Origin of the sequence: Candidatus Phaeomarinobacter ectocarpi (assembly GCF_000689395.1) — a bacterium.
GTDB lineage: Bacteria > Pseudomonadota > Alphaproteobacteria > CGMCC-115125 > CGMCC-115125 > Pyruvatibacter > Pyruvatibacter ectocarpi.
The window spans coordinates 2388781-2415299 of sequence record NZ_HG966617.1; the positions used below are offsets into that span (position 1 = coordinate 2388781).

A 26519-nucleotide genomic window follows, 5' to 3' on the forward strand; every position below is an offset into this window, starting at 1 on the left:
TGATTTAAAATGGGGCGCTTTCATCATGACACCAGCTCCTTGAGCCCGACACGGATCAGCTGTTCCGCGCCCGGCACATCATCACCGGCCTTGGCAACAGCGCGCGACACCGCCTGCGCTGCCTGCGCCTGAGCATAGCCCAGATTGACCAGCGCTGAGATGGCATCTGCTTCCGCACTATGCGCAGGCACCTCACCCACTTCCTTGCCCGGCACAGGCTCCTTGCCGGCCATGGCCAGGGAAGCGGGCACCTTGTCCTTGAGTTCGGAGATAATCCGCTCACCCACCTTGGGGCCAACGCCCTGCGCCGTCGCAATGGCTTTCGCGTCCTTGAAGGCAATGGCCCGCGCCAGTGACTGCGGGTCCAGCACGGACAGAATAGCAAGCGCCGCCTTTGCGCCAACACGCTGCACACTCAACAGGAGGCGGAACCATTCACGCTCAGCTTCCGTCGCAAAACCAAAAAGCCGAAGCTGGTCCTCGCGCACATAGGTTTCAATGTGCAGCACCGCCGCGTCCCCCGGCCCACCAATCTGGCGCAGCGTGGTGGCGGAGCACGAGGTGAGATAGCAAACGCCGTTCACATCAATCAGTGCGGTATCGAGCCCGGTCTCATCCACAATGCCCTTGAGCTTGCCGATCATACCTTTGCCTCCAGCGCCGCGGCGAGGCGCGCTGACCCGGCCGTGCCGTGGGCATGGGTAATGGCAACGGCCAGCGCATCAACCGAATGCTCCGAATGCGGATCACATGATGGCAGCAGCATGGTGACCATCGCCATCATCTGGCGCTTGTCTGCGTGCCCGGCACCGACAACGGACTTCTTGATGTGGTTGGGCGCATACTCTGCAACGTCCAGCCCGGCCTGCGCGGCCGCCAGAATGGCAACACCACGCGCCTGCCCAAGCTTGAGGGTCGCCTGACCGTCCTTGTTCACAAACACGCTTTCAATGGCGGCTTCATCCGGGTGATGCGCTTTTATTATCGCGGCCACACCCTCATGCAACACGGCGAGGCGGTCAGACAGCGCGTCTTTGGGTTTTGATTTCACAGTCCCATTGGCCACATGCACCAGCCGTGAGCCGGTCACATCCACAATGCCCCAGCCGGTTGCCGTAAGGCCTGGATCAAGCCCCAGCAATCGCCGAGCCCCAGTCTGTCGCCGAGGGTCAGATGTGAGTGTCATGCCTGTGCGCCCTGCCATTTCAAGCGTCGGGCGACATCGCCCTAGCTCGTCAGGCTCTCAAGAACCGAATCGGATAACTCGAAGTTCGCATAGGTTTGCTGGACATCATCATTGTCGTCCAGCGCATCCAGCAATTTGAGCAGTGTGGCCGCCGCATCACCATCGACCTCGATGGAATTCTGAGGCTTCCAGACAAGCGCAGATTTGCGCGGCTCGCCCAGCTTTTCTTCCAGCGCCGTCGCCACCTCATTGAGACTGTCAGCAGCCGTAATGATCTCGTGCCCGTCTTCGTCAGACGTCACGTCATCAGCCCCTGCCTCAATCGCGGCTTCAAACATCGCATCTGCATCGGTCACATCGGCCGGATACTCAATGCGTCCGACCTGATCAAACATGAAGGAAACTGAGCCGGTTTCACCGAGATTGCCGCCATTCTTGGAGAAAGCGGAGCGGATTTCACTGGCAGATCGATTTCGGTTGTCGGTCAGGGCCTCAACAATTACGCCGATGCCGCCGGGGCCAAAGCCCTCATATCGGACATTTTCAAAGTTGTCTTCGTCGCCCGCCTGGCTCTTCTTGATGGCGCGGTCGATGTTGTCCTTGGGCATGTTTTCCGCCCGTGCCGCCTGAATAGCGCCGCGCAGACGCGGGTTCATGGCCGGATCAGGCATGCCCAGCTTCGCTGCAACCGTGATTTCGCGCGCCAGCTTGGCAAAAATCTTGGACCGCTTGGCATCCTGCGCGCCTTTGCGATGCATGATGTTCTTGAATTGTGAATGGCCAGCCATGGGCTCACGCGCTCCGGTTTGTCGTCTGAATTCGATGATTTGCAGGCTTTATAGAGAATGCAGGGCGGGTAAGGCTACCCACCTCCCGTCCCCGGCATTCTAGCTTGCCCCTATCCAGCCATCGACTGCTTGAGCCGCCCGCCAAGCCGGATCGGCTCCACGCGCTGCGCCAGGCCGGTCGTGTCGTCGGTCTCAACAAACACGCCGCAAACGGTGGCCACGCCATCCGCAGGCGTAAAGCGCCCGCCTGAAATCTTACGGGTGAACCGGTTGACCGGCTCTTCCTTGTCCATGCCGATCACACTGTCATAGTCGCCGCACATGCCTGCATCGGTCTGATACGCCGTCCCACCGGGCAACACCTGCGCATCAGCAGTTGGAATGTGACTGTGCGTCCCAACCACCAGCGACGCCCTGCCATCACAAAAATGCCCCATGGCCATTTTTTCAGATGTCGCTTCTGCATGCATGTCCACGATGACGGCGTCCGCCACATCACCCATGGGCGCAGCACTGATTTCTTTTTCAACGGCCGCAAAAGGATCATCCAACGGATCCATGAAGACGCGGCCAAGCACATTTACGAGCAGCACACGGCGCCCGCCGCGCGCTTCAAACAAACCGGCCCCGCGCCCCGGTGTGCCTGCTGGAAAGTTGGCAGGACGCAGCAGGCGCTCTTCGCGCTCGATGAACACCAGGGCCTCGCGCTGATCCCACGAATGGTTGCCGCCAGAGATGACGTCCGCGCCCGCATCAAGCAGCTCGGTCGTGATCTTCTCGGTAATGCCAAATCCGCCCGCGGCGTTCTCGCCATTGACCACCACAAAATCGAGATCCAGATCAGATCGCAATCCCGGCAGCGCCGCCACAACAGCATCGCGCCCCGACCGGCCAACCACATCACCCAAAAACAAAAGCCGCATAAGGCTATTCCTGCTACGGACCGGCTATTGCGCGCGAAGAACGCGCCGCTCGGTCACAATAAAATCCATCACCGCATCATGCGGCTCGCGATCAAGATGACCGCTCAACGTTGCTTCATAACTTACGCCAACCACCCGCGGCTGCCAGCCTCGTCGCAGGTGTGCCAGCGTCCGGTCATAGAACCCACCGCCATATCCAAGCCGCCCGCCGGTGCGGTCAAACCACAAACCGGGAACCAGCAAAAGGGTCGGCGACACCGTCATGGCACTTCTGCCCGGCGTGGGAATACCATAAGCGCCCTCAACCAGCGGCTCACCCGGCGTCCACATCCTGAATGACAACGGCTGGCCTTTGCCTTCAACAACCGGCAACGCCAATCGATGACCAAGCGCCCTCAGGGCCAGCATTGCGGGTAAGGGGTCTGCTTCTCCCCGCACCGGCCAATATCCTGCGATCGTTTCCTGGCTGCGCAATGGCAGGCCCGTCACGATCCGGCGGGCAATGTCATCGCCTGCACGATCACCCAACTGCTGAGCAGTTGCGATCCGCACCAGACCCGCAGCTTGGCGCAACTGCGGCTTGGAAAGCCCGTCAAAGGGTGTGGAGGTCATGGGGAGATCACGCGGGTGCAATCGGTCAGTAGATACAAGAGTGGAGCCGCCTTGGCCGCTGGAGCAGAAATCCCCGGGAACCTACAGATGTAGGTGGGCACCGTGATGCGAGGGCCCTCGAGCCCAAGCAGGGACAGCTCCCTTGGAGACCGTAAGGCCCCGAGCAGTGTGGCTCCTGGCGCACCAGGCAGCCCCATACTTGTATGACTAACAGCTAGGACGGCTCAAGCCGTCCGGCAATGTCTTCCAGGCGCTTTGCCGCTGCTTCCAGCACCTCTGCCACCTGATTTTCCGCATCCTGCGTCTTGGACGCAGCTCCCGTCCGGGCGTCCTTGAGAGCAGCAACCTGGTCCTCAAGCGCCTTCACTTCTCCCAGCGCCTCGGAGAGTTCGTCCGCCACCAGCAATCCGGCCATCAGCATCAACCGCTGATCGCCCACCTGTCCCACACCCTGAGACAGACTGGTCACGTGCTTGTCGAGATAGGCTGCAAGGCCTTCCAGATGTTCTTCTTCGCCTTCATCACAGGCGAGCGTATAGCTGCGGCCATTAATCTTGACGGTTACCTGAGGCATATTGCGCGCTCCCCTGCCCTACGGCTCAAGCACGGCACGGATGCCGGCAATGGCTTCATCAAGGCGGCCGGAGACTTCACCGGTGGTTTCATCCAGCTGGCGCGCTTTGGCCTTCATCTGATCAAGCTCGTTTGCCAGCCGGGACCGGTCTTCGCGCAGAGCCACAAGCTCACGTTCAGCATCCGACGCCGACTGCGCCTTGATGCCGCGCCGATTGATTCCCGCTTCCAGCTGGTCCAGCGCGGATGAAAACCGCTCCATAGCTGCATCAAGCTTGCTCATTCTGAAAGAAGGTTCCCGTCTTGGATTTCTGCGATTTTTGAAGAGCCAGAACACCCAACACGGGCGCGGCCAATATGCAACAGGTCAGTGACATAACGTATTCATCCCCGCTTGCCCCGGTCAACGGCGCAAAAAACGGTAAAGAACACACGCATTCAGGTGCCACGGGCATGTTGACGTTGCAAGGGCACCTCGTCATTCTCCCGGCCCAATTCGGACCCCAAAACGGGGCATGGCTTTTTTGGCATCACGCCGATCCGAATCGGATCACAATGGCTCCCTCAGCGGCGTAAGACCGCGATGGGGAATTTTTGAGGTAACCGCGATCACGCTTTCAACAGGAGCGTCCGCGGACCAAGGGCAACCAATACAATGACACCAGCAAACAGCGCGGCCGTATCGACAGATGCGGACACTCAGGCATCCAACGCCAACTCTCCCGAACACAACATGATGGCAAATGCCATTCGGGCTCTGGCCATGGATGCTGTGGAACAGGCCAAGTCCGGCCACCCTGGCATGCCCATGGGCATGGCTGACGTTGCCACCGTGCTGTTCACGAAGTTCATGAAGTTCTGCGCCCAGGACCCAAGCTGGCCCGACCGCGACCGCTTTGTGCTCTCCGCGGGTCACGGCTCGATGCTTCAGTATTCACTGCTGCACCTCCTCGGTTTCGAGGACATGACCATCGACCAGATCAAGAATTTCCGTCAGATGGGCTCCCTCACACCGGGTCACCCGGAAGTCGACCACACGCCCGGCGTCGAAATGACAACCGGCCCGCTGGGTCAGGGCATTTCCACATCCGTCGGCATGGCCCTTGCCGAACGGATGCTGAATGCGCGCTTCGGCGATGACCTGGTGGACCACTTCACCTACGTGATTGCCTCTGACGGCGACCTCATGGAAGGCATTAGCCACGAAGCCATTTCCATGGCAGGCCACCTCAAGCTGTCCCGCCTCATTGTTTTGTTCGATGACAACGGCATCACCATCGATGGGTCGTTGGACCTGTCAGAATCCGGCGACCAGATCGCCCGCTTTGACGCCGCCGGCTGGGACACCATCCGCATTGATGGCCATGATGCGGCCGCCATCGAAGCAGCCATCGAGCATGCCCGCACATCCGACAAGCCGTCCCTGATTGCCTGCCGCACCAAGATCGGTTTCGGCGCGCCTACGAAGGAAGGCACCGCCGGGTCCCATGGGGCACCGCTGGGTGCAGACGAAATTGAAGGCACCCGCACAGCCCTAGGCTGGCCGAGTGCCCCATTCGAAATCCCAGCCAATGTGCGTGACAGCTGGCGCGTCGCCGGACTGCGCGCCGCCAAGGACCGCGCCGCATGGCAGGCCCGCATGGACGAAGCACCGGACGATGTCCAGGCAGAGTTTGAGCGCACCCAGGCAGGCTCCCTGCCCAACGCCCTCCACTCTGAAGTCAACAAGCTGAAGCGCGGCTTCTCCGACGAGAAAAAAGCCGTCGCCACCCGCAAGGCGTCTGAAGCCGTCCTCAATGGTCTGGCCGAAGTTGTGCCAGAACTCGTCGGCGGCTCAGCCGACCTCACCGGGTCAAACAACACCCGCGCCAAGAGCCAGACCTCCGTGACCGCGGAAGACTACTCAGGCAACTACATCCATTACGGCATCCGCGAACACGGCATGGCTGCGGCCATGAACGGCATGGCGCTGCACAAGGGCCTCATTCCCTATGGCGGCACGTTCCTGGTGTTTGCCGACTATTGCCGTCCGTCGATTCGCCTGGCCGCCTTGATGAAGCGACGCGCCATCTATGTGTTCAGCCATGATTCCATCGGCCTGGGCGAAGATGGCCCCACCCATCAGCCGGTCGAGCATCTGGCGGCCCTGCGTGCGATTCCCAATCTCAACGTCTTCCGCCCCGCAGATGCGGTTGAAACAGCTGAAGCCTGGGAAGTCGCCCTCAAGTCGATTGATCGCCCGAGCGCCATTGCTCTGACTCGCCAGAATCTCGAGACCCTGCGCACCAAGCACACGGACGAAAACCTCTCCGCACGTGGCGGCTATGAGATTTCCCCCTCAGATGGCGACGCCAAGGCAACACTGATTGCCACGGGCTCGGAAGTCGAAATCGCCATGGCTGCGCAAAAGCAGCTCCAGGCGGAAGGCGTGCCGACGCGCGTTGTCTCCATGCCCTGTCAGGACATCTTCAACGAGCAGCCTGCTGCCTATCGCGAAGATATCCTTCGCCCTGGCACAGTGCGTATCGCTGTTGAGGCGGGCATCGAAATGGGTTGGCAGCGCTATATCGGCGACAAGGGCGGCTTTGTGGGCATGGACAGCTTCGGTGCCAGCGCACCCTATAAAGAGCTGTATGAGCACTTCGGCATCACCGCTGATGCTGTTGCTCAGGCCGTCCGCGAGCGTCTCTAGCCCCTGCCGGACGCAGCACACGGCACCCTGACAGGTCAAAAATACGTCTTTGCGCAATTGGCATGGCCGATTCCGCGCAAGCGTACCTTCCATCCTCTGGGATGTTTCGCTATACCCACGCCAAACGCGCGCGGGACTAGGCAATTCCGCTTGCCCCGTGCGAACACAGCTCTTCTGCGAAAGGTGAATTCATCATGCCCGTTAAGGTCGCGATTAATGGTTTTGGACGCATCGGCCGTCTGGTGCTCCGTGGCATCGTCGAGTCTGGCCGCAAGGACATTCAGGTCGTCGCCATCAACGATCTGGGGTCTGCTGAAGCCAATGCTCACCTGCTGCAGTACGACACCGTGCATGGCCGTTTCCCGGCCAAGGTCTCCAACACCAAGGACTCGATCACGGTCGACGGCAACAAGATCAAGGTCACCGCGGAGCGCAATCCGGCGGATCTGCCCTGGGGCGATCTGGGCGTGGACATCGCTCTTGAATGCACAGGCATCTTCGCCTCAAAGGAAAAAGCCTCCGCTCACCTCGAGGCAGGCGCCAAGCGCGTGCTCGTATCAGCTCCAGCCTCCGGCGCTGACCTGACGGTGGTTTACGGCGTCAACAACAGCGCCTTGAAGAAGTCGCACACGGTTGTCTCCAATGCGTCATGCACAACCAACTGCCTGGCACCGGTCGCCAAGGTGCTGAACGACACATTTGGTATTGAGCGCGGCTACATGACAACGGTTCACGCCTACACAGGCGACCAGCCAACGCTCGATACCCTGCACAGCGACATGCACCGTGCCCGCGCCGCTGCATCCAACATCATTCCGACATCCACAGGCGCTGCAAAAGCTGTTGGCCTTGTGCTGCCTCAGTTGGCCGGCAAGCTCGACGGCACAGCCGTTCGTGTGCCGACACCCAATGTGTCGATGATCGACCTCGTCTTCACCGCCAAGAAGGCGCTGTCTGTCGATGCCATCAATGACGCCATGAAGGCCGCCGCGCGCACCAAGCCGCTCAAGGGCATTCTTGCCGTCAACAACAAGCCGCTGGTGTCCATGGACTTCAACCATGATCCTGCGTCTTCGACCTTTGACCTGACACAGACCCAGGTCATCGAAGGCAAAATGGGCCGCGTCCTGTCCTGGTATGACAACGAGTGGGGCTTTGCGAACCGCATGGCGGACACCGCTGTTGCCATGTCAAAGCTGCGCTAGTCCCCAAACACCAAACACGACCACACAGGATTTCAGGATAACGCCATGAGTGAAAAATCGTTCGCAACTCTGGACGATCTGTTCGCTCATGGCGACATTGCAGGCAAGCGCGTCCTCATGCGTGCCGACCTGAATGTGCCTGTGCGCGATGGCGCGGTGAGCGATGCCACCCGCATCGAACGCATCGTGCCGACCATCCGCGAGCTGACCGGCAAGGGTGCCATCGTCATCCTCCTCTCCCACTTCGGCCGTCCCAAGGGAGAACGAAACCTTGAGTTCTCACTCAAGGCCGTTGCGCCAGCCGTTGCGGAAGAATCCGGACTTGAAGTGACCTTCGCTGACGATTGCGTCGGTGACACCGCCGCATCTGTTATCGCATCCGCCAAACCCGGCAGCGTCGTGTTGCTGGAAAACACCCGTTTCCACAAAGGCGAAACCGACAATGACGGCGCCTTTGCAGATCAGCTGGCCGCGCTGGGTGACGCCTATGTCAACGATGCCTTTTCGGCAGCCCACCGCGCCCACGCATCGACGGAAGCCATCGCCAAACGCCTGCCAGCCTATGCGGGCCGCGCCATGGAAGCTGAACTGACAGCCCTCGAAGGCGCGCTGGCCAAACCTGAAAAACCTGTGGTTGCCATTGTCGGTGGTGCGAAGATTTCCACCAAGCTGGACCTGCTGGGCAATCTCGTCAGCCGCGTCGACTATCTGGTCATCGGCGGCGGCATGGCTAATACGTTCCTTGCCGCACAAGGCATCGACGTCAAAAAATCCCTCTGCGAGCATGACCTTGGCGACACCGCCCGCGAAATTCTTGCCAAGGCTGAAGCGGCCGGATGTCAGGTCCTCCTGCCCCGCGACGTTGTGGTGGCGGAAGAATTCAAGGCGATGGCCCCGTGCAAGACGGTGCCCGCGACTGAAGTCCCAGATGGCCACATGATTCTGGACGTGGGATCGGACACGATTGCTGATCTCGCCGCCCGCTTTGAAGCCGCCAAGACGGTTGTCTGGAACGGCCCACTCGGCGCTTTTGAAATTGCGCCTTTCGACAACGGCACCAACGCTGCCGCCCGCCATGTGGCCATGCTCACCAAAATGGGCGAACTTAATTCCGTTGCCGGTGGTGGCGATACCGTGGCAGCGCTTAACAATGCCGGTGCTGCGGATGATTTTTCCTATGTGTCGACTGCAGGCGGCGCCTTCCTTGAATGGCTGGAAGGCAAGACCCTGCCCGGCGTTGACGCCCTCAGCCGCAGCTAGCGGCGACAAATACGTGGAGAAAGAGGCTGCCTAAAGCATCCCAGCCCGCCAAGTCGACCTGCCGACTTTACTTGATCACGCCGCCGCGTCTCGACGACCTGGCGGCGTTTTCACGCGTGTTTGATGCAGCACTCAGTGCCGGTGACGTCGCCTGCGTGCAGCTGCGCCTCAAGGACGTCAGTGATGCCGAGATCGTCAAGGCAGCGGAAGCACTGATCCCCATCGCGCACAAACATGATGTGGCAATGCTCATCAATGATCGTCCAGACCTTACACTGAAGGTCGGTGCCGATGGCGTGCATATCGGCCAGCAGGATACGCCCTATGATGAAGCGCGCGCTTTGCTTGGGCCTGATGCGATCATCGGCGTCACCTGCCATGACAGCCGTCACCTGGCCATGGAAGCAGGTGAACAGGGCGCGGACTATGTGGCGTTCGGCGCCTTCTACGACACGGCCACCAAAGATGCGATTTCGCGCGCGGAGCCCGAAATCCTGTCCTGGTGGCAACGCCTCTTCGAAGTACCCTGCGTGGCGATTGGCGGTATTACGCCAGACAATGCAGCGCCTCTTGTTGCGGCAGGAGCGGATTTCCTTGCAGTCTCATCTAGCGTATGGTCTTTCCCAAGTGACCAGGGGGGTCCGGGCCAAGCCGTCAAAGCGATCAATGATGTGATCGATACGACGCCTGTTTCGCTGTTGGAGACCAATGCGTAGACCCCAGATCATATTCAAGCCACTCGCCATCCTTGCTGTTTCACTCGTCGCTCTCTCGGGCGCTTGGGCGGAAACTGACCCGACAACTGACCCGAACGTCCGTGCGGTATCGCCTGAAGTGGCGCAGGCAGTGGACGCCCTCAAAGCCAATGATGGCCAGCGCGCCGCAGCTTTCCTGCGGCCAGTCGCGGAAAAAGGCGATCCATCGGCACAGGCCCTGCTGGGTCAGATCTATCTCGACGGCATTGGCATCGACCAAGACCTCTTCGAGGCGGGTCGCTGGTTACGGTCGGCCGCCGCCAACGGCGAACCGTCCGCCGCTTTTGCCCTTGCCGAACTGACATCGGACAAAACGCTCACGCCGCCCGGCATGGACCCGACAAACACCGATGCCCGCGTTCAGGAGGCCACCCGTCTGTATCTGCTATCTGCCACAAACGGGTCTCTGGCCGGTCAGGTTGAGATTGGCTTGCGCTATGCGCAGGGCATAGGCGTCGCACAGGATATCATTCAGGCCAGTCGCTGGTTCCGCGAAGCCGCCGATTCAAACAGCCCTGTCGCCCAGTTCAATCTGGGTGCCCTGCACGCCGCAGGCGCCCTCAATGGCGGCACACCGGATCCCGTGGCCGCCCTGCCATGGTTTGAGAAGGCGGCCGCATCCGGTCATCCCGATGCCCAGTACAATCTGGGTCTGACGGCAGCTCAGGGTTTGGGACGCGAAGTAGACAACGCTGTGGCCGCCAAATGGTTTGCCGCAGCAGCAGGCCATGGCATGGCCGACGCGCAGGCAGGTCTCGCCTACCTCACCTATCAGGGCCTGGGCACGGACAAGGACGTTGCCAGGGCAGCTGAGCTTTATGCGCAGGCCGCCGAACAGGGCCATCTGATCGCTCAAAATCGCCTTGCGCGCCTCTATGTCATGGGCAGAGGCGTGGATGCTGACATGGCGGAAGCCTGGAAATGGCACTCTTTGGCCCTGCGCTCAGGCTACGAAGATGCCGAGCTGGATGCCCGCTTTACCAAGTTCATCACCCCCCAGCAGCGTAGTGATGGAGACGCACGCGCGTCCAAATGGTTGGAAAGCAAGGCCAGCCAGTAGCAGGCCCCTTGCACCATGGCGCACAGTGGTGCATGTCAGGCGCGCTTGCCCCACTTGCCCCGCCGACCACCGCTGGCCTCTGGGGACAATTCAATAAAACCGCACGAAGGTCCGCTAGCCATGAAGATCAACGGCAACGAAATCCGCCCCGGCAACGTCATTGAACACAAGGGCGGCCTGTGGGCTGCTGTGAAGGTCCAAAGTGTGAAGCCGGGCAAAGGTGGTGCCTACGCCCAAGTGGAACTGAAAAACCTGATCGACAATACAAAACTGAATGAGCGCTTCCGTTCGTCGGAGTCTGTCGAGAAGGTCCGCGTGGACACAAAGGATTTTCAGTTCCTGTTTGAAAATGACGGCATGCTGACCTTCATGGACAACGAAAACTACGAGCAGATTGAACTTGCCCGTGACTTCATCGGCGAACGCGCCGCCTTCCTGCAGGAAGGCATGGCTGTGACGCTGGAACTCTGGGAAGAAAAGCCGATCGGCATCAACCTGCCCGAGCAAGTGACGCTCGAGATCACCGAGACCGAGCCAACCATCAAGGGCCAGACCGCCGCGTCCTCCTACAAGCCGGCTGTCCTTGAAAATGGCGTGCGCACCATGGTGCCGCCCTTCGTGACCGTCGGTGAAAAAGTCGTCATCGACACGACGGAAGTTACCTACATCAAACGCGCCGACTAGATCCTCCCAATCGACAGACCCAAAAAGATATTCAATGGCCCTCAATAGCCCAGTCATCAATGTCATGGTTGGCGCTGCCCGCAAGGCAGCCCGCAAACTCGCACGCGATTTCGGCGAGGTGGAAAACCTTCAGGTCTCTCGTAAGGGCCCCGGCGACTTTGTCAGCGCTGCAGATCTGCGCGCCGAAAAAATAATCTTCGAAGAACTCTCCAAGGCACGCCCGGGCTATGGCTTCCTGATGGAGGAATCCGGAGTGGTTGAAGGTCCCGACAAGACCCATACCTGGATCATTGACCCTCTTGATGGCACGACCAACTTCCTTCACGGCATGCCTCACTTTGCCATTTCGATTGCGCTTCAGCGCGACGGGCAGATCGTTGACGGCGTCATCTACAATCCCGTGACCGATGATCTGTTCGTGGCTGAAAAAGGTCAGGGCGCCTATCTCAACGACCGCCGCCTGCGCGTTGCTGCGCGGACCAAGCTTGAAGACGCGGTCTTTGGAACCGGCATTTTCTTCTCTGACGCAGAATGGCTTGAGACATTCAGCAAGGAACTCAACACCATCGTTCCCAAGGTGGCAGGCATTCGCCGCTTCGGCGCCGCCTCGCTTGACCTTGCCTGGGTCGCCGCCGGCCGCTTCGACGGGTACTGGGAACATGGCCTGCAACCATGGGACGTGGCGGCGGGCATTTTGATGGTCCGCGAAGCAGGCGGTTTCCTGACGGATATCAATGGTGGGGACAAGCTGCTTGAGCGCAATGGCATCATTGCGGCCAATGCGGACCTGCTGCCCCTGCTGCAGGATATCCTCAAAAAAGCGCGCCGGAGTGAGTAACAGGTCCCGGCGGACGCACCACAATTCCGCCGTTGGGCTTTACGTTCGCGCCGCAAGCGGTTAACCCGTTAGGAACCCTCATGCGAGGGTTGCCCGGTCCACCCCTTCAGATGCGGACAGCGCCACCCGGCATGACCTATTTCAGCCCCTCTCTTTCAAAGTTCAGCCCCGTTCTGTCCATTGCGGCGGTTCTGGCAGCCACACTGGTCATTCAGCCAGCGCTGGCCCAGCAAAACACCGACGTAAGCGTCAATCTGGAAGCGTTGGGGCTCAATCCAACTCTGGACGCTGGCAGCGAACCGCGCCTGATCTTGAAATATCCCGGATCGTCCACGGCCACACGCCAGGTCCCCCAGCTGCGCTACCCCAGCGTGCCTGCGCCCACGGCGCGGCCAAAGCCGCCCGCACCGACAACAACGGTAAAAGCCGCATCCGCTGAAGCACCGGCCCCCAATGCACCAACGCCAGCGGCGAAAGCTGCAGCAACACCGCCCGCAGAGCCTGAAGTTCGCGCAACCGCCACAGCTGCAGCAACGCCAACCCCGCAGCCTGTTGACGCCACCGCCCCTAAAAGCATTACGCCAGCTGCTGAACCAGCACCAGCGACGGCACCTGCCGTTGCGGAGCCTCAGGTCGCAGCGCTGTCTCCGCCCGCACCTGTTGTGGTCTTGCCTGATCCAGACCCTGCCATTCTGCGCGTCCTCTTCGACGAAAACACCGCCGCCATCATCGGCTCTGCCCGCAGCGACCTGGACGCCATCGGTGAATCGCTACGCTACGACCCGCGACGCATTGAGCTGAAAGCCTATGGCGGTGAACCGGGCGACAAGGCCAGCGAAGCCCGCCGCATCTCCCTGAAACGCGGCCTTGCAGTGCGCGCCTATTTGATAGGTCTGGGCATCGACAGCCGCCGGATCGACGTGCGCGCCCTTGGCGGCGTCACGGATTCAGGCTCTGCCGACCGCGTGGACGTGGCCTATTCCGGCACCTGAGCAGCGCTCCACCCGTCTGAGCCCAGCCGCACTCGCTAACGGAAGGGTCACACTACTGCCCCAAACTAGCGCAGACTGCCGGTTCTCAGCTCTAATGACGCCCGCCAGCGAGACATTCAGCCCGTTGGCATGCCCGCACAGGAGACGACCATGGCGAAAGCGCACGGCTCAGACACGCTGAGCCTCACACAGCCCAGCCGCCACATTTCCCGCATGCTCACCTTTCTGGTGATTGTCGGCCTGGTGCTGGCCGTCCTGTGGCCGCAGCTGTCAGACGCATTTTTCGCCAATGTGGTGCTCAACGGTCTGATTGCAGGCGTTTTGCTTCTTGGCATCCTCTACACCATCCGCCAGGTGCTGGTGCTTGGGCCTGAAATCCGCTGGGTCAATGCTTTCAGGCGCGCAGATCCCGGCCTCACCCTGCCGCCGCCCCCACGCCTGCTGGCCCCCATGGCCACCCTCCTCGGCGAGCGCAAGGGCCGTGTGGCCATTTCAGCACCCGCCATGCGCTCGATCCTTGATTCCATCGCCTCGCGCCTCGACGAGGCGCGCGACATTTCCCGCTACATGATTGGCCTGCTGATCTTTCTGGGCCTTCTGGGCACCTTCTGGGGCCTTCTGGACACCGTTTCATCCATCGCTGAGACAATTCGCAGCCTGTCGCCTGCCGGTGGCGGCTCGGGTGACGTATTTGAGGAGCTGCGCAACGGGCTGGAAGCGCCCCTCAATGGCATGGGCACAGCCTTCTCATCCTCTCTGCTGGGTCTTGGCGGCTCTCTTATCGTGGGCTTTTTGGACCTCCAGGCCAGCCAGGCGCAGAACCGTTTCTACAACGAGCTGGAAGAATGGCTCTCTACCGTGACACGTCTGGACTCCTCTGAAGGCGGGAGCAGCCCCTTGCTGGGCGAGCTTGCAAAACGTCTCGACGACATGCAGCGCGACATAGGCGGGTCGTCCGGTGAACGCTCAGCGACCACGGCCTCCCTCATGGCCCTGACGGAACGCCTCACCATACTGTCTGACCAGATGCGCTCAGAAAGCCAGTTGCTCAATCAGGTCGCCAGCAATCAGGCAGACCTCAAGCCCATCCTTGAGCAAATCGCCAAACTCGCAGCTCAGAACACCGGCGACAGGAGCTAGACCATGCCTCTTGCGTCTCGTCGCATACGGCAGGGTCAGGCGGACTACTGGCCCGGCTTCGTGGATGCCATGGCCACGCTGCTGCTGGTCATCATCTTCCTGTTGTCGATCTTCATGCTGTCGCAGTTCTATCTGAGCCAGGCAATCACCGGTAAGGACTCAGCGCTGGAATCCCTGCGTGCACAGATCAGTCAGCTGACGGACCTTCTGGCGCTTGAGCAATTGCGCACCAGCGAACTTGAAACATCACTCACGGCCATGACGGCATCCCTCGCCAGCGCCGAAGAAGAACAGGCGCGCCTCTCTGGCCTACTGCTCAGCGCTGAAGCGGGGGGCGATGAAGCCAACGCGTTGCGCGCCGAACTGACCGAGCAGGAAAAACTGACAGCGGAAGCACAGGCGCAGGTTGAATTGTTCAACCAGCAACTTGCTGCCTTGCGCAGCCAGCTTGCAAGCCTTGAAGCCGCTCTGGAAGCTGCCGAAGCAAAAGACAAGGCCAACCAGACGCAGATCGCTGATCTGGGCCGCAGGCTCAACTCGGCCCTCGCCCAGAAAGTGCAGGAGCTTGCCCGCGCCAGGTCGGAATTCTTTGGTCGCCTGCGCGTGGCACTTGGCAACCGGGATGACATTCAGATCGTCGGTGACAGGTTCGTGTTCCAGTCTGAGGTGTTTTTTGACTCCGGCTCCGCCGCCCTGAACCCCGCGGGCCAGACTGAACTCAACAAGATTGCCACCGCCATTCGTGAGATCGCCGGTGATGTACCCGATGACATCAACTGGGTCCTGCGCATTGACGGCCACTCGGACTCGCAGCCCATTTCAACGCCGGAGTTTCCATCCAACTGGCACCTGTCCGCCGGACGAGCCATTTCCGTTGTGCGTTATCTGATCAATCAGGGCGTGCCGCCCAATCGGCTTCTGGCAGCTGGCTTTGGTGAGTTTCAGCCTCTCGCCGACGGCGCAAGCACAGACGATCTACGCCGCAACCGTCGTATCGAGTTCAAACTGACCGAACGCTAAAATCAGCCCCTATGGCAGCGGGCAAACCAGCACGGCTGGGTCAAACACCGCACCAACCACAAGCGTGTTGCCATTCACGGCACCCACACTTGAACCTGAAAGCTTCCCACTGAGGTCAATCAGGACCTGCTCAACGTCACCGGTTTCAGGATCAACGCGAATGACCTGTGAGGGCGCGATTGCTGCGGGGTCTTCCGCATGGGCCAGAAAATCGAACGCTTTGGGGTGAGCGCCAATCCACAGCGCCCCATCTTCAGCAATCTCGATATTGTCAGCGCCCGTCCCGACCGGCAGAACCCGTGTCTGCGTCAGAGCACCCGTCGCCACGTCACGGTCATAGACACCGACCTGATGGCGAAGGAATTCGGCGATGTAAACGGTCTCGCCGTCCGCGCTGACATTGATGCCATTGGCGAAGGCAAGACTGGAAACGGCTGCGCTGCCGTTTTCACCATCCCAGTAAACAGCACTGGAGAAGGGCAACGCAAAGTAGGTTTCAAACTGCGCCATGAGGCCGTCCATGAAGCCCCGGTCATTGGAGGCGTAGAAAGCCTCGGCAGAGACGGCCACCAGATCATTGGGTGAGTGCATCTCATCGAACGACACACCTTTGACATGGGTGAGTGCGCCTCCGGCACCGACATCAAAAATCTCCACCACATGACCACCAGCCTTGGGATGGTTGATGACGAACAGGCGCTTCGTACCAGCACCGTCTGACCAGAGGCTTATGCCATGGGGGCGGAAATCATCCGGTGCATCGCCTGAAACAAGAATAGGGTCCAGACCGCCATCAAGGCTCAGGGCGTAGATGCCACCGGCAGGCAAACTGGGGTCGCGCCGTTCTGCAGCGGACACAAACGCGATGCGTGTCTCAGGATCGATCGTGACATCTTCCGTCCCCGGCGCGACCTCGACACGCGTGCACTGGTCAACCAGGGTCTCCTCAAGTGAGGCAAATGCGCCAGAAACCGGCACCATGACCCACGCCAGGCGGGCAACCGCCACGACGGCCAAAAGAAGAAGAATCCAGAGAATTTTGCGCATAAAGCCCTCCCCGCTCATGCTGAAAGCAGGGCCACACACGTAGCCTGCCCAGATTTTGCGGGCAGCATAGCCCAGTCAGGCCGCATCACGGAAAATTTCAGTTCTGTCCGGCAGCGGCAGACGGAGCTGCCACATCGCCGCCCATGTCACACACCAGCACCGCCGGATCAAAGACCGCGCCTATGACCAGAAGGTTCTTGAAGGTTGCGCCAACCGACGATGCTGAAATTTCAGAGCCATCATCGAGATACGCTGTCGATGCTTCACCGCCACCACCTTCAAACTGGCGGACAACGACAATCTGGCTGGGGCTGAGATTGGCCGGGTCAGCCGCATGCTCACCAAACGTCGCCAACTGCGGGTGAGCCCCAATCCAAAGCGCGCCATCTTCGGCGACGTCAATATTGTCGACACCTGTCCCCAGAAACACCTGGTCTGACAGGGTCAGCTCACCGGTGGCTGCATCGCGGTCGAAGATATGAAGCGTCCGGGCAAGAAGCTCAGCGACATAGACCTTGGACATGTCACCCGACACGGCAACGCCATTGGCAAGCGCAAGTTCGTCAGCAACAACTTGCGACGCACTGCCATCATGGTAGACGACCGTTGTGATTGGAGAGGCAAACAGTGCCGCCATGGTCCGGCCATCCTGACCCGGACGATCATGGTCGTTGGTCACATAAAAAGCCTCAGGCGACACCGCTGCCACATCATTGGGCGACATGATCAACGGATCACGAACCGTGCGCCGGTGAGTCAGGACATCGTCATCCGAGAGGTCAAAAATTTCGACAGTATGATCATCCCCACCTGGATGGTTGACAGCCATCAATGTACGCGTGCCGTCCGCTGCAGTGAAAAGCGAAATGCCGTGGGGGCGGAATGCTTCGGGCATCAGCGGTGTAATCGGCCGCAGGAACAGCCCCGCCGCATCTGCGGTGAGGTCCATGACATAAATGCCACCGCGCACGCCACTCGCGCCGGGGTCGTCACTTGACGCAAGACGGCGGTCATAGGCCGAGATATAGGCAATGCCGCGCGACCGATCGATCGCCACATCTTCAGGGCCGGGAACACCCTGCACCCTCGTGCAGCTTTCGCCGTCGAACTTGCGCGTGATGGTGGTGAACTCGCCCATCCAGTTCATGGTGCGCACGTAAAAGGCGCTTGCCAGCACCACAACCACCGCCACCAGAATAAGTGCGATCTTCAAAAACCGGTTCATGCCCGCTCTCCCCTTATCCCCTAGCTGCCCGCAGCTGCATGGCCTGGTGCCAGTTGGGATGCTTCTTTTTCTAGGCCGGATACGTCCTGTGACCTATCCAGATCAAACTGCAATCGTGCAAGCCGGCCATATAGCCCACCCTGCGCAACAAGTTCTGCATGTGTGCCCTGCGCCACGATGCGCCCACCATCCATAACAATGATTCTGTCTGCCTTTGTGACCGTCGCAAGGCGGTGCGCAATCACCAGCACTGTGCGCCCGGCCATGAGCCGGTCCAGCGCAGCCTGCACCAGAGCCTCACTTTCTGAATCCAGCGCGCTTGTGGCTTCATCCAGAAGTAGAATGGGCGCATCCCTGAGCAATGCCCGCGCAATCACAAGCCGCTGCCGCTGACCACCGGACAGTGTCACGCCGCGCTCACCAAGTTCCGTATCGTAGCCATCCGGCATCTGCTGAATGAACTCGTCGGCGTGGGCGGCCTTGGCAGCTGCCAGCACTTCCTCTTTCGTTGCATCAGGTCGCCCATAGGCGATGTTGTCGCGAACACTGGTGCCAAACACCACCGTCTCCTGAGGCACGAAGGCAATGCGCCGCCGGAAGTCCTCAGGGTCAGCATCCTTGAGATCAACACCATCAATCTTGATGCGGCCTGTCTGGGGGTCATAGAACCGCAGCAGCAGCTGAAAGACCGTGCTTTTGCCAGCGCCGGAGGGGCCGACAAGCGCCACGGTTTCCCCCGGCGACACATCCAGCGAGAAGCCGGTCATTGCCGATGCCTCAGGCCGCAACGGATAGCGGAACCCGACATCCTCAAACGTCACCTGCCCCTTCGACGGTATTGGCAGCGCGGTCGGGTTATTTGCAACCGGGATTTCGGACTCGGCGTTCAGCAGTTCAGACAGTCTCTCTGCCGCACCCGCCGCCATCTGGAACTCACCCCAGACTTCGCTCAGCGCCGCCATGCTGGTGGCGCACAGGATCGCGTAGAAGACAAACTGGGTAAGCGTGCCACCCGTCATGTCACCTTCAACCACCGCACGAGCACCCATCCACAACACAGCAACAATGCTCGCAAATGCCAATGCAATCACAACCGCTGTCATGACCGATCGTGCGGCGACATGACGTCGAGCTGCGTCAAACGCTTTTTCGACGACACCGGTATAGCGTTGCCGGTCATGGTCCTCATGGTTGAAACTTTGCACAACTTTGATTGCCTGCAGCGCCTCGGATGCGAATGCTCCGGTGTCAGCAAGGCGATCCTGAGAGGTCCTGGAAAGGCCGCGGATAAGTCGTCCAAAGCCGATAAGTGGCAACACAATGACTGGCAGAGCAACGAGGACGAGTGCACTCAACCCCGGCGCTGTATAAACCGCCATGATTGATCCGCCGACGAACAAAATGGCGTTTCGCAAAGCAACCGACATGCTGGAGGTAAGGACGGTTCTCACCAGTGTTGTATCGGCAGTCAGGCGGGAGAGGATTTCGCCGGTCCGAACCTTTTCATAGAACTCAGGAGCAAGGGTGAGGAGATTTCCAAAAACCTTTGCCCGCAGGTCTGCGGTTACCCGCTCCCCAAGCCGGGTCACAAAGAAATATCGAGCAGCAGACGCAATAGCCATGGCAACCGCCACCACCATCAGCAGCGCAAAAGCCCTGTCGATGGATTCTGTGCTCTCGACAGAAAATCCCTCGTCCACCACGACCCGCATGCCAACGCCAATTGCCAAGGTGGCCGCCGCCGCGGCAATCAGCGCAACAAATGCGCCAAAGAGTTGCCAGGGGTAATTCATTACCAAGGGCCACAGGCTTGCTAATGGCCCAACACCCCGCCCCCGGGGACGGCTGTCAGGATTTGGGCTCGAAATGGCTGAAGAATCGCTCAAAAACGCCTCATTTGGCTGGACGGCACGGGTGTTGCGGAGGCGCTGTCATATCAAAGTTGTCACCGTCACAACATGGGGCTGCACGCCGCAACCGGCAAGGCAGTACCCTCCCCATGGGGAACCCGCAGCAAGCCCTTGCCTAAAGCCCATCAAAGGGCTATACCGCGCGACTTCTACCGATGATTACCGGCTTATCGCGACGGGCGACCGTTAACGCTCAGGCGCGGACTTTTGAGAGAGAACAAGGCCATGAAGCCAGATATCCACCCGGAATACCACATGATCACAGTGGTCATGAACGACGGCACCGAGTACCAGACCAAGTCAACCTACGGCAAACCAGGCGACCGTCTGGTGCTGGACATTGACCCAACGACGCACCCGGCTTGGACCGGTGGCGAGCAGCGTCTGCTCGACCGTGGCGGACGCCTGTCCCGCTTCAAGGACAAGTACAAGGGCTTCGTTTAGGGGTTTCGTCCGGCCACCCAGTCTGGACCCAGATACAAAAAGGCCGGTGCATTGCTGCACCGGCCTTTTTTATTGCGTGTCTAGCCCGGATGCTAATGCAGGCGGTCTTCCGCCTTCATCTGGCGAAAGGCACTTTCAATCTTGGACAATTGACGCGCCACAGCGGTCTTGGGCTCAACCTCGGACGCATCCCCATGCATCATCTTGTCGAGACGGTCCACACGGGCATAGAGCCGGCGTGACCGGGCAATCATGTCCGCCAGTGGATGGGGAAGCTCGTCTGCCCCTTCAATAGGCCGGGCGTAACAAAGCTCTTTGGCACCAAGCCGATACCGCTGCGTCCGTGCTTCAGTGACTGTCATTTCATTCCGCGCGACCGCCCGCTGCACGAGCAGCCATGATGCCACCTGCATCAGGCGGGTCGTGAGACGCATGCTTTCCGCCGCATAGGCCAGCGCGCCCTTGCGAGACAGCGTCTTGGCGTGATCCCGCCCCTCGCCATCCAGATAGGACGCAGCCTCTTCGACCATGCCCATACCGTCTTTGAACATCTGCTCAAACTGCGCTGTTTCAGCAAAGTTCCGCACACTGCCAAGCATGCTCACATCGTTAAGTTTGCCGTCTACCGTGCCCATCAAAAGCCCCACTGTTCCGTTCTGAACCCGTTTCGGCACAGGTCAGCGACTGCTGCGTGCCATTCCACATGGGATTTACAAGAACGGTGCCAGCCTGCCCCCAAGCTCCCCAAAGGGGCCGACAATGGGCAAAATCCTAGGCCAGGCGGCTGGATTCCGCAAAATTCGGGATTCTGGACAAAAAAAGAGCCGCGGTTGCGCGCGGCTCTTGAAGTTCAACAGGGAGGCGTCAAATGGGTATGGCGGCAGCCACCCCAAAACCCGGGCAAACCGGATTACGCACTTAAACCCTAGGCGTCAGGTGCTAATAAAAGGTTAACAACCGTTAACGCTATCTGCGCCATGCAGGGCCGCGGTAGTACCAAAACGGGGCAACCCTTTTGGATCAGACCATCTAGCTCTTGCCGAATACGGCCTCCGCGGCAGATTTGCTGTCCTGCTTGGTTGCGATTACATCCCGCACGCGCACGATCTCAGCTTCCAGCGCCACAATGCGCTCCTCAAGCTCCGGCACCGACAGGTCCTCGATTTCAGCCTTCGTCAGGCTGAGAATGGGTGGGGGCGGAAGGTCATCATCCTGCATTGAAAAATCCTCCGGCTTGAACCTTTGGCGCTGAGTTGCCAGTTTCCGTGTCACCAATTCTGTGCCCGTCCACATTTCATGACAAGGCTTCACCTGATGACAAACGTCCCCGCCACAATGAATGCCGTTGAAATTTCAGAGTTCGGCGGCCCGGATGTGCTGAAGCTGACCGAGTGCATGACCCCGCAGCTAGCGCACGGCGAAGTGCTGATCAAGGTTGCTGCGGCGGGCGTCAATCGCGGTGACTGCGTCCAACGCATGGGCTTTTATCCAGCCCCTCCCGGCGCTTCGGACCTTCCCGGACTGGAAGTATCGGGAACCCTTGCAGCGATCGGTCCGGGCGTTTCGCTGTGGAAGGAAGGTGACGAGGTCTGCGCACTGATGGCCGGCGGCGGCTACGCGGAATATGCCGTGGTCCATGAGGGCAGCGTGCTTCCCAGGCCTGAAGGCGTGTCACTGGTGGAGGCCGCAGCCCTGCCTGAAACCGTCATGACTGTGTGGACCAATGTCTTTGAAGACGGCCAGCTCCGGCCCGGTGAAACGCTTTTGATCCATGGCGGGTCTTCAGGGATCGGCACCACCGCGATCCAGCTTGCCTCGACCTTGGGCGTCAAGGTCATTGCGACAGCTGGTAGCGCAGACAAGTGCAAGGCCTGCGAAGATCTGGGCGCTGTTCGTGCCATCAACTATCGCGAAGAAGACTTCGTGGAGGTCGTCAAGGAGGTGACCGACGGCAAGGGCGCTGACGTCATCCTCGACATGGTGGGCGGAGACTACGTTGCCCGCAACATCGAAGCCGCCGCCCGACAGGGCCGCATCGTCAACATCGCCTATATGTCCGGCTCCCGGGTGGAGGTGGATCTTCTGCCGCTCATGCTCAAACGCCTGACCCTGCGCGGGTCAACTCTGCGAGCACGCGACGTGGCTGAAAAGGCAAGGCTGACGTCAGAGGTCCGGATGCATGTCTGGCCATTGATCGAGGCCGGACGCATCAAGGCCGTGGTTGATGACACCTACCCGCTGGCAGACGCCTCCAAAGCCCACGAACGCATGGAATCTTCAGGCCACGTGGGCAAAATCCTGCTGACGCCATAACCAGGGTGAAAATTGGCCCCACAACGGGTCTTTCATCCGCGCCCATCTGGGCCTATAAGACGGTCTAATCCCTTCAACCAATTGGATGATCAGGGGCCGTATCGGGAAGATACGGCGCGTTACGGCCTTATGCTGTTTCGCACATGACCCCGCTCATCCGCGCGCAAGCGAAGGAAACCAGGAATATGACCGCTCCTCTTATGCCCAAAGCCACTGCCGTTTGGCTGGTGGACAACACCGCCCTTACCTTTGACCAGATCGCAGCCTTTTGCGGCCTGCACCCGCTGGAAGTGAAGGGCATTGCTGACGGCGACGTTGCCATGGGCATCAAGGGTCAGGATCCGGTCACAGCCGGGCAGATCACCCGCGACGAAATCAAGCGCGGCGAAGAAGACACGTCCTATGAGCTGAAGATTCTGGAATCGAAGCATGACCTGCCAGAGCCCAAAAAGGGCCGCAAGGGACCACGCTACACGCCCCTGTCCCGCCGTCAGGAACGTCCGGACGCCATTGCATGGCTCGTGCGCTATCACCCGGAACTGACAGACGGCCAGATCGGCAAGCTGGTTGGCACCACCAAGCCAACCATTCAGTCGATCCGCGACCGCTCTCACTGGAACATGTCCAACATCAACCCGGTCGATCCGGTGACGCTGGGCCTGTCCACGCAGATCGAGCTTGATGCAGCCGTTCAGAAGGCAGGCCGCCGTCTTGAGCGCGAAGCCAAGAAGGCCGGCAAGTCCGTGGAAGATCTCGGCAAGCTTGCCCCGGCCACGCAGGCACTCGCGGACGCCGCAGCAGGCATCACGCCAGATGGCGACGGCGACTTTGGTCAGGTACTTGATCCATCAGGAAGCGACAGTCAGGACGCACCGGATGCGCGTGACGGGAATCGCCCTGATGTTGATTCAGTCTTCTCAAGCCTTGGCGGCAGCACCGTTGCCCCTGAGGAAGAAGACGACACGCCTCCTCAAGGCTAACGCCCCGCAGGCTGACTGAGAAATCTAGCTCTGGCCTTCAACCGTCAGGTTGAGGGCCAGACGCCCCCCATCGGCATAGATGCATTCGCCGGTGATGTAGCTGGCATCGTCCGACGCCAGAAAGACGGCCACCCCCGCAATCTCATCAGGTGACCCGACACGTCCCATTGGCGTGCGCGACATGAGCCGTGCGCGTCCAGCGTCATCCGCATTCACGGACCGCAACATGCCGGTCGAGATGGACCCCGGCCCGATGGCATTGACCCTGATGTCATGCTGAGCCAGCGAAACCGCCATGACACGGGTCAACTGGTTGATCGCACCTTTGGCCACCACATAGGGCACCTGATCAGGGATCGCGACCTCAGCATTGACAGAAGACATGTTGATGATCGCGCCGTGCCGTTGGTCTTCTTCGTTCTGTTTTTTCATAACCCGCGCCACAGCCTGGCCGGTAATGAATGCACCAGTGAGATTGACCTTCATCACCCGTTCGAAATCGTCTTCGCTCAGGTCAAGAAAATCAGACGAATGGACGACCGCGGCATTGTTGATCAGAACATCAACGCGCTCATGGGCTTCAAGGGTCGCTGCCACAAGGTTGTGAACGTCCAGCCGGTCTGACACGTCACAGGCAACAAACTGCGCATTGCCTCCGGCTTCCTGAATGACCGACGCTGCTTCAGCACCTGCCGTTTCGTCGATATCAGCAATCATGACCCGCGCGCCTTCCTGCGCAAAACGGGCCGCACAGGCATATCCGATGCCGTGAGCGGCACCCGTAATGATCGCAACCTTGTCACCCAGATCCATGCCGTTACGCCCTTTTGCCAGAGGTACCGCGCGCATAGCCGCGCTCGGTCACCGCCACTGTAATCTCATCCAGAATGGCCGGGTCATCAATCGTTGCCGGCATCTTCCATTCAGCACTGTCACAGATCTTGCTCATCGTGCCGCGCAGGATTTTGCCTGACCGGGTTTTCGGGAGTCGCTTGACCACGATCACACTCTTGAACGCGGCCACCGGTCCTATTTCCTGCCGCACCAGCGCAACGCAATCGCGCTCAATATCGTCAGCGTTGCGATCACAACCCGCTTTCAGCACGACGAACCCCAATGGCAGTTGACCCTTGAGGTCGTCCGCCACCCCGATGACAGCACACTCCGCCACATCGGCCTGCCCCGCCAGTACTTCTTCCATGCCACCGGTTGAGAGCCTGTGCCCCGCCACATTGATGATGTCATCCGTGCGCGCCATGATGAAGAGATAGCCGTCTTCATCCCGGTACCCCGCATCAGCCGTCTTGTAGTGCCCGGGGAACTCCTCAAGGTATGCTTCCTTGAACCGACCCTCGTTTTGCCAAAGCGTCGGCAGACACCCCGGCGGCAATGGCAGTTTCACAGCGATGGACCCGGTTGTTCCGGCCGCCACCTCGTGCCCTGCATCATCAAGCACCCGCACGTCATAGCCGGGCATGGGAACCGTCGGTGACCCGTGCTTGATCGGCAGAAGCCCAAGCCCTGCCGGATTGGCTGCAATCGCCCACCCTGTTTCTGTCTGCCACCAATGATCAATGACCGGCACCTTGAGTTGATCTTCTGCCCACTGAACCGTCGGCGGGTCCGCGCGCTCGCCTGCAAGAAAAAGCATGGTGAAATCGGAAAGGTCATAATCGCCGATCAACGTCCCGTCAGGGTCCTGTTGTTTGATCGCACGAAAGGCCGTGGGCGCTGTGAACAATGCCTTGACCTTGTGCTCTGAAATCACCCGCCAGAAAGCACCCGCGTCCGGCGTGCCAACAGGCTTCCCTTCGTAAAGAACACTGGTGCAGCCAGCCAGAAGCGGCCCGTACACAATGTAGGAATGCCCGACGACCCACCCCACGTCCGACGCCGCCCAGAACACGTCTCCCGCACTCATGCCGTAGACAGCGTTCATGGACCAGTTGAGCGCCACCATGTGCCCGCCATTGTCGCGCACCACACCCTTGGGCTGCCCGGTCGTACCGGACGTATAGAGAATGTAAAGCGGGTCCGTTGCGGCAACGGACACACAGTCTGCACGACGGCCCTCAGCCTTTGCCGTGGCAACACTGTCTGCCCAGTCGTGATCGCGGCCCGCTGTCATGTCAGCCACTTCCATCGGCCGCTGCAGCACAAAGCAGGCATCGGGCTTGTGGGATGATTGCTCAATGGCGGCATCCACAAGCGGCTTGTAAGGAACAACACGACCAGGCTCGATCCCGCAGGACGCCAACAAGATGGCCTTGGGTGTCGCGTCATCAATGCGTGTCGCAAGTTCATGTGCCGCAAAGCCACCAAACACCACCGAATGAACAACACCCAGTCGCGCGCACGCCAGCATTGCAATGGCGGCTTCCGGGATCATCGGCATGTAGATGATGGCACGATCACCGGCCACCAGACCCTTGCCCTCAAGCACGGCAGCAAGGGTGGCAACTTCTTCCAGAAGCTCTGAATAGGAATAGGTCTTCTTGGTCTGGGTGACCGGGCTGTCACAAATCAGCGCGGCACGGTCCCCATGCCCCGCCTCAACATGACGGTCGAGACAATTATACGACGTGTTGCACATGGCACCGGCAAACCAGGATCCATTGGCCTGGGCGGACGTGTCCAACACCGTGTCCCACATTTTGTCCCAGTGGATGTCATTTGCCGCATCGGCCCAAAACCTTTGCGGGTCATCACGCCATGCCTGATAGCTCTCGTCGTAAGTGCTCATAACCGTCCTGTTGTTTCCGCCTGGTGATCGCGTGCCAGCCAGCGATTTTGCGCTTTGGGAGTTTTGCCTTATAGCGGCCCGATCAATTTCCCACCGCAACAAGGGTGCATGCAAGCGCTCTTCTCACCC

27 protein-coding genes and 1 other RNA gene are annotated in these 26519 nt (G+C 59.9%); 13 read left to right on the forward strand and 15 right to left on the reverse strand.

From position 1 onward, the window contains the following. Nucleotides 1-23: 23 nt before the first annotated feature. The 8 genes from ruvA to BN1012_RS11595 form a co-directional block, all read right to left on the reverse strand. On the reverse strand, nucleotides 24-644 hold the full coding sequence (ruvA, locus tag BN1012_RS11565; protein ID WP_043949731.1) for a Holliday junction branch migration protein RuvA: 621 nt from the start codon (nucleotides 642-644) through the stop codon (nucleotides 24-26). Then, nucleotides 641-1186 carry a crossover junction endodeoxyribonuclease RuvC gene (gene ruvC, locus BN1012_RS11570; RefSeq protein ID WP_043950996.1) on the reverse strand — a complete coding sequence of 182 codons (546 nt, stop codon included), beginning with the start codon at nucleotides 1184-1186 and terminating at the stop codon, nucleotides 641-643. The genes ruvA and ruvC overlap by 4 nt, the downstream gene beginning before the upstream one ends. A 41-nt stretch (nucleotides 1187-1227) precedes the next feature. After that, nucleotides 1228-1974 carry a YebC/PmpR family DNA-binding transcriptional regulator gene (locus BN1012_RS11575; RefSeq protein ID WP_043949732.1) on the reverse strand — a complete coding sequence of 249 codons (747 nt, stop codon included), beginning with the start codon at nucleotides 1972-1974 and terminating at the stop codon, nucleotides 1228-1230. Nucleotides 1975-2084: 110 nt separating this feature from the next. After that, entirely contained in the window at nucleotides 2085-2897 is an 813-nt protein-coding gene (locus BN1012_RS11580; protein WP_043949733.1) for a TIGR00282 family metallophosphoesterase, read from the reverse strand. A gap of 24 nt (nucleotides 2898-2921) precedes the next feature. Next, nucleotides 2922-3509: a 5-formyltetrahydrofolate cyclo-ligase gene (locus BN1012_RS11585; RefSeq protein WP_043949734.1), complete on the reverse strand. Its 588-nt coding sequence runs from the start codon at nucleotides 3507-3509 to the stop codon at nucleotides 2922-2924. A 39-nt stretch (nucleotides 3510-3548) separates the two neighbouring features. Next, a non-coding RNA gene (ssrS, locus tag BN1012_RS17260) (6S RNA) lies at nucleotides 3549-3706 on the reverse strand. A 17-nt stretch (nucleotides 3707-3723) separates the two neighbouring features. Beyond that, nucleotides 3724-4083 carry a cell division protein ZapA gene (locus BN1012_RS11590; RefSeq protein WP_043949735.1) on the reverse strand — a complete coding sequence of 120 codons (360 nt, stop codon included), beginning with the start codon at nucleotides 4081-4083 and terminating at the stop codon, nucleotides 3724-3726. 18 nt (nucleotides 4084-4101) lie between these two features. Continuing rightward, nucleotides 4102-4365, reverse strand: a complete 264-nt coding sequence (locus tag BN1012_RS11595) for a DUF4164 family protein (RefSeq protein ID WP_043949736.1) — start codon at nucleotides 4363-4365, stop codon at nucleotides 4102-4104. A 372-nt stretch (nucleotides 4366-4737) separates the two neighbouring features. Between BN1012_RS11595 and tkt the strand changes: the two genes are divergently transcribed. From tkt to BN1012_RS11645, 10 genes are all read left to right on the forward strand, one after another. Next, nucleotides 4738-6774, forward strand: coding sequence for a transketolase (tkt, locus tag BN1012_RS11600; RefSeq protein WP_081826355.1), 2037 nt, complete (start codon nucleotides 4738-4740; stop codon nucleotides 6772-6774). Nucleotides 6775-6968: 194 nt separating this feature from the next. Then, nucleotides 6969-7979 carry a type I glyceraldehyde-3-phosphate dehydrogenase gene (gene gap, locus BN1012_RS11605; protein ID WP_043949737.1) on the forward strand — a complete coding sequence of 337 codons (1011 nt, stop codon included), beginning with the start codon at nucleotides 6969-6971 and terminating at the stop codon, nucleotides 7977-7979. A 45-nt stretch (nucleotides 7980-8024) separates the two neighbouring features. Further along, entirely contained in the window at nucleotides 8025-9239 is a 1215-nt protein-coding gene (locus tag BN1012_RS11610; RefSeq protein WP_043949738.1) for a phosphoglycerate kinase, read from the forward strand. Between the two features lie 71 nt (nucleotides 9240-9310). Next, on the forward strand, nucleotides 9311-9955 hold the full coding sequence (thiE, locus tag BN1012_RS11615; protein ID WP_244442896.1) for a thiamine phosphate synthase: 645 nt from the start codon (nucleotides 9311-9313) through the stop codon (nucleotides 9953-9955). Then, nucleotides 9948-11054: a tetratricopeptide repeat protein gene (locus BN1012_RS11620; protein ID WP_043949740.1), complete on the forward strand. Its 1107-nt coding sequence runs from the start codon at nucleotides 9948-9950 to the stop codon at nucleotides 11052-11054. Before thiE ends, BN1012_RS11620 begins: the two co-directional genes overlap by 8 nt. A gap of 120 nt (nucleotides 11055-11174) precedes the next feature. Beyond that, on the forward strand, nucleotides 11175-11738 hold the full coding sequence (gene efp / locus BN1012_RS11625; protein ID WP_043949741.1) for an elongation factor P: 564 nt from the start codon (nucleotides 11175-11177) through the stop codon (nucleotides 11736-11738). A 34-nt stretch (nucleotides 11739-11772) separates the two neighbouring features. After that, complete coding sequence (locus BN1012_RS11630) at nucleotides 11773-12576, forward strand: inositol monophosphatase family protein (protein WP_043949742.1); 804 nt, start codon at nucleotides 11773-11775, stop codon at nucleotides 12574-12576. 131 nt (nucleotides 12577-12707) lie between these two features. Next, on the forward strand, nucleotides 12708-13568 hold the full coding sequence (locus BN1012_RS16970; protein ID WP_171815953.1) for an OmpA family protein: 861 nt from the start codon (nucleotides 12708-12710) through the stop codon (nucleotides 13566-13568). 150 nt (nucleotides 13569-13718) lie between these two features. After that, nucleotides 13719-14708, forward strand: coding sequence for a hypothetical protein (locus BN1012_RS11640; RefSeq protein WP_043950999.1), 990 nt, complete (start codon nucleotides 13719-13721; stop codon nucleotides 14706-14708). Nucleotides 14709-14711: 3 nt separating this feature from the next. Beyond that, nucleotides 14712-15728: a peptidoglycan -binding protein gene (locus tag BN1012_RS11645; protein ID WP_043949743.1), complete on the forward strand. Its 1017-nt coding sequence runs from the start codon at nucleotides 14712-14714 to the stop codon at nucleotides 15726-15728. A 9-nt stretch (nucleotides 15729-15737) separates the two neighbouring features. Here BN1012_RS11645 and BN1012_RS16975 read toward each other — a convergent pair whose 3' ends face one another. The 3 genes from BN1012_RS16975 to BN1012_RS11660 form a co-directional block, all read right to left on the reverse strand. Next, on the reverse strand, nucleotides 15738-16775 hold the full coding sequence (locus BN1012_RS16975) for a strictosidine synthase family protein (protein ID WP_171815954.1): 1038 nt from the start codon (nucleotides 16773-16775) through the stop codon (nucleotides 15738-15740). 97 nt (nucleotides 16776-16872) lie between these two features. Continuing rightward, nucleotides 16873-18000, reverse strand: coding sequence for a strictosidine synthase family protein (locus tag BN1012_RS11655; protein ID WP_043949744.1), 1128 nt, complete (start codon nucleotides 17998-18000; stop codon nucleotides 16873-16875). A gap of 20 nt (nucleotides 18001-18020) precedes the next feature. Beyond that, complete coding sequence (locus BN1012_RS11660; RefSeq protein ID WP_081826507.1) at nucleotides 18021-19868, reverse strand: ABC transporter transmembrane domain-containing protein; 1848 nt, start codon at nucleotides 19866-19868, stop codon at nucleotides 18021-18023. A gap of 267 nt (nucleotides 19869-20135) precedes the next feature. On the opposite strand from BN1012_RS11660, the gene rpmE reads away from it, so the two are divergent. Further along, a complete protein-coding gene (gene rpmE, locus BN1012_RS11665) occupies nucleotides 20136-20354 on the forward strand; it encodes a 50S ribosomal protein L31 (protein WP_043949746.1) in 219 nt (72 codons plus the stop codon). A 92-nt stretch (nucleotides 20355-20446) separates the two neighbouring features. Here the strand turns inward: rpmE and rcdA are convergent, their stop codons facing one another. Together rcdA and BN1012_RS11675 are read right to left on the reverse strand one after the other, a co-directional pair. Next, nucleotides 20447-20989, reverse strand: a complete 543-nt coding sequence (gene rcdA / locus BN1012_RS11670; RefSeq protein ID WP_043949747.1) for a protease adaptor protein RcdA — start codon at nucleotides 20987-20989, stop codon at nucleotides 20447-20449. A 394-nt stretch (nucleotides 20990-21383) separates the two neighbouring features. After that, a complete protein-coding gene (locus tag BN1012_RS11675) occupies nucleotides 21384-21572 on the reverse strand; it encodes a DUF1192 domain-containing protein (protein WP_043951001.1) in 189 nt (62 codons plus the stop codon). 96 nt (nucleotides 21573-21668) lie between these two features. On the opposite strand from BN1012_RS11675, the gene BN1012_RS11680 reads away from it, so the two are divergent. Further along, complete coding sequence (locus BN1012_RS11680) at nucleotides 21669-22667, forward strand: NAD(P)H-quinone oxidoreductase (RefSeq protein WP_043949748.1); 999 nt, start codon at nucleotides 21669-21671, stop codon at nucleotides 22665-22667. Between the two features lie 185 nt (nucleotides 22668-22852). After that, nucleotides 22853-23647 carry a DUF1013 domain-containing protein gene (locus BN1012_RS11685; RefSeq protein WP_043951002.1) on the forward strand — a complete coding sequence of 265 codons (795 nt, stop codon included), beginning with the start codon at nucleotides 22853-22855 and terminating at the stop codon, nucleotides 23645-23647. A 24-nt stretch (nucleotides 23648-23671) separates the two neighbouring features. Here the strand turns inward: BN1012_RS11685 and BN1012_RS11690 are convergent, their stop codons facing one another. Both BN1012_RS11690 and BN1012_RS11695 read right to left on the reverse strand, forming a co-directional pair. Then, a complete protein-coding gene (locus BN1012_RS11690; protein WP_320408857.1) occupies nucleotides 23672-24496 on the reverse strand; it encodes an SDR family NAD(P)-dependent oxidoreductase in 825 nt (274 codons plus the stop codon). Continuing rightward, complete coding sequence (locus BN1012_RS11695; protein ID WP_043949750.1) at nucleotides 24465-26390, reverse strand: propionyl-CoA synthetase; 1926 nt, start codon at nucleotides 26388-26390, stop codon at nucleotides 24465-24467. Before BN1012_RS11695 ends, BN1012_RS11690 begins: the two co-directional genes overlap by 32 nt. Nucleotides 26391-26519: the final 129 nt, after the last annotated feature.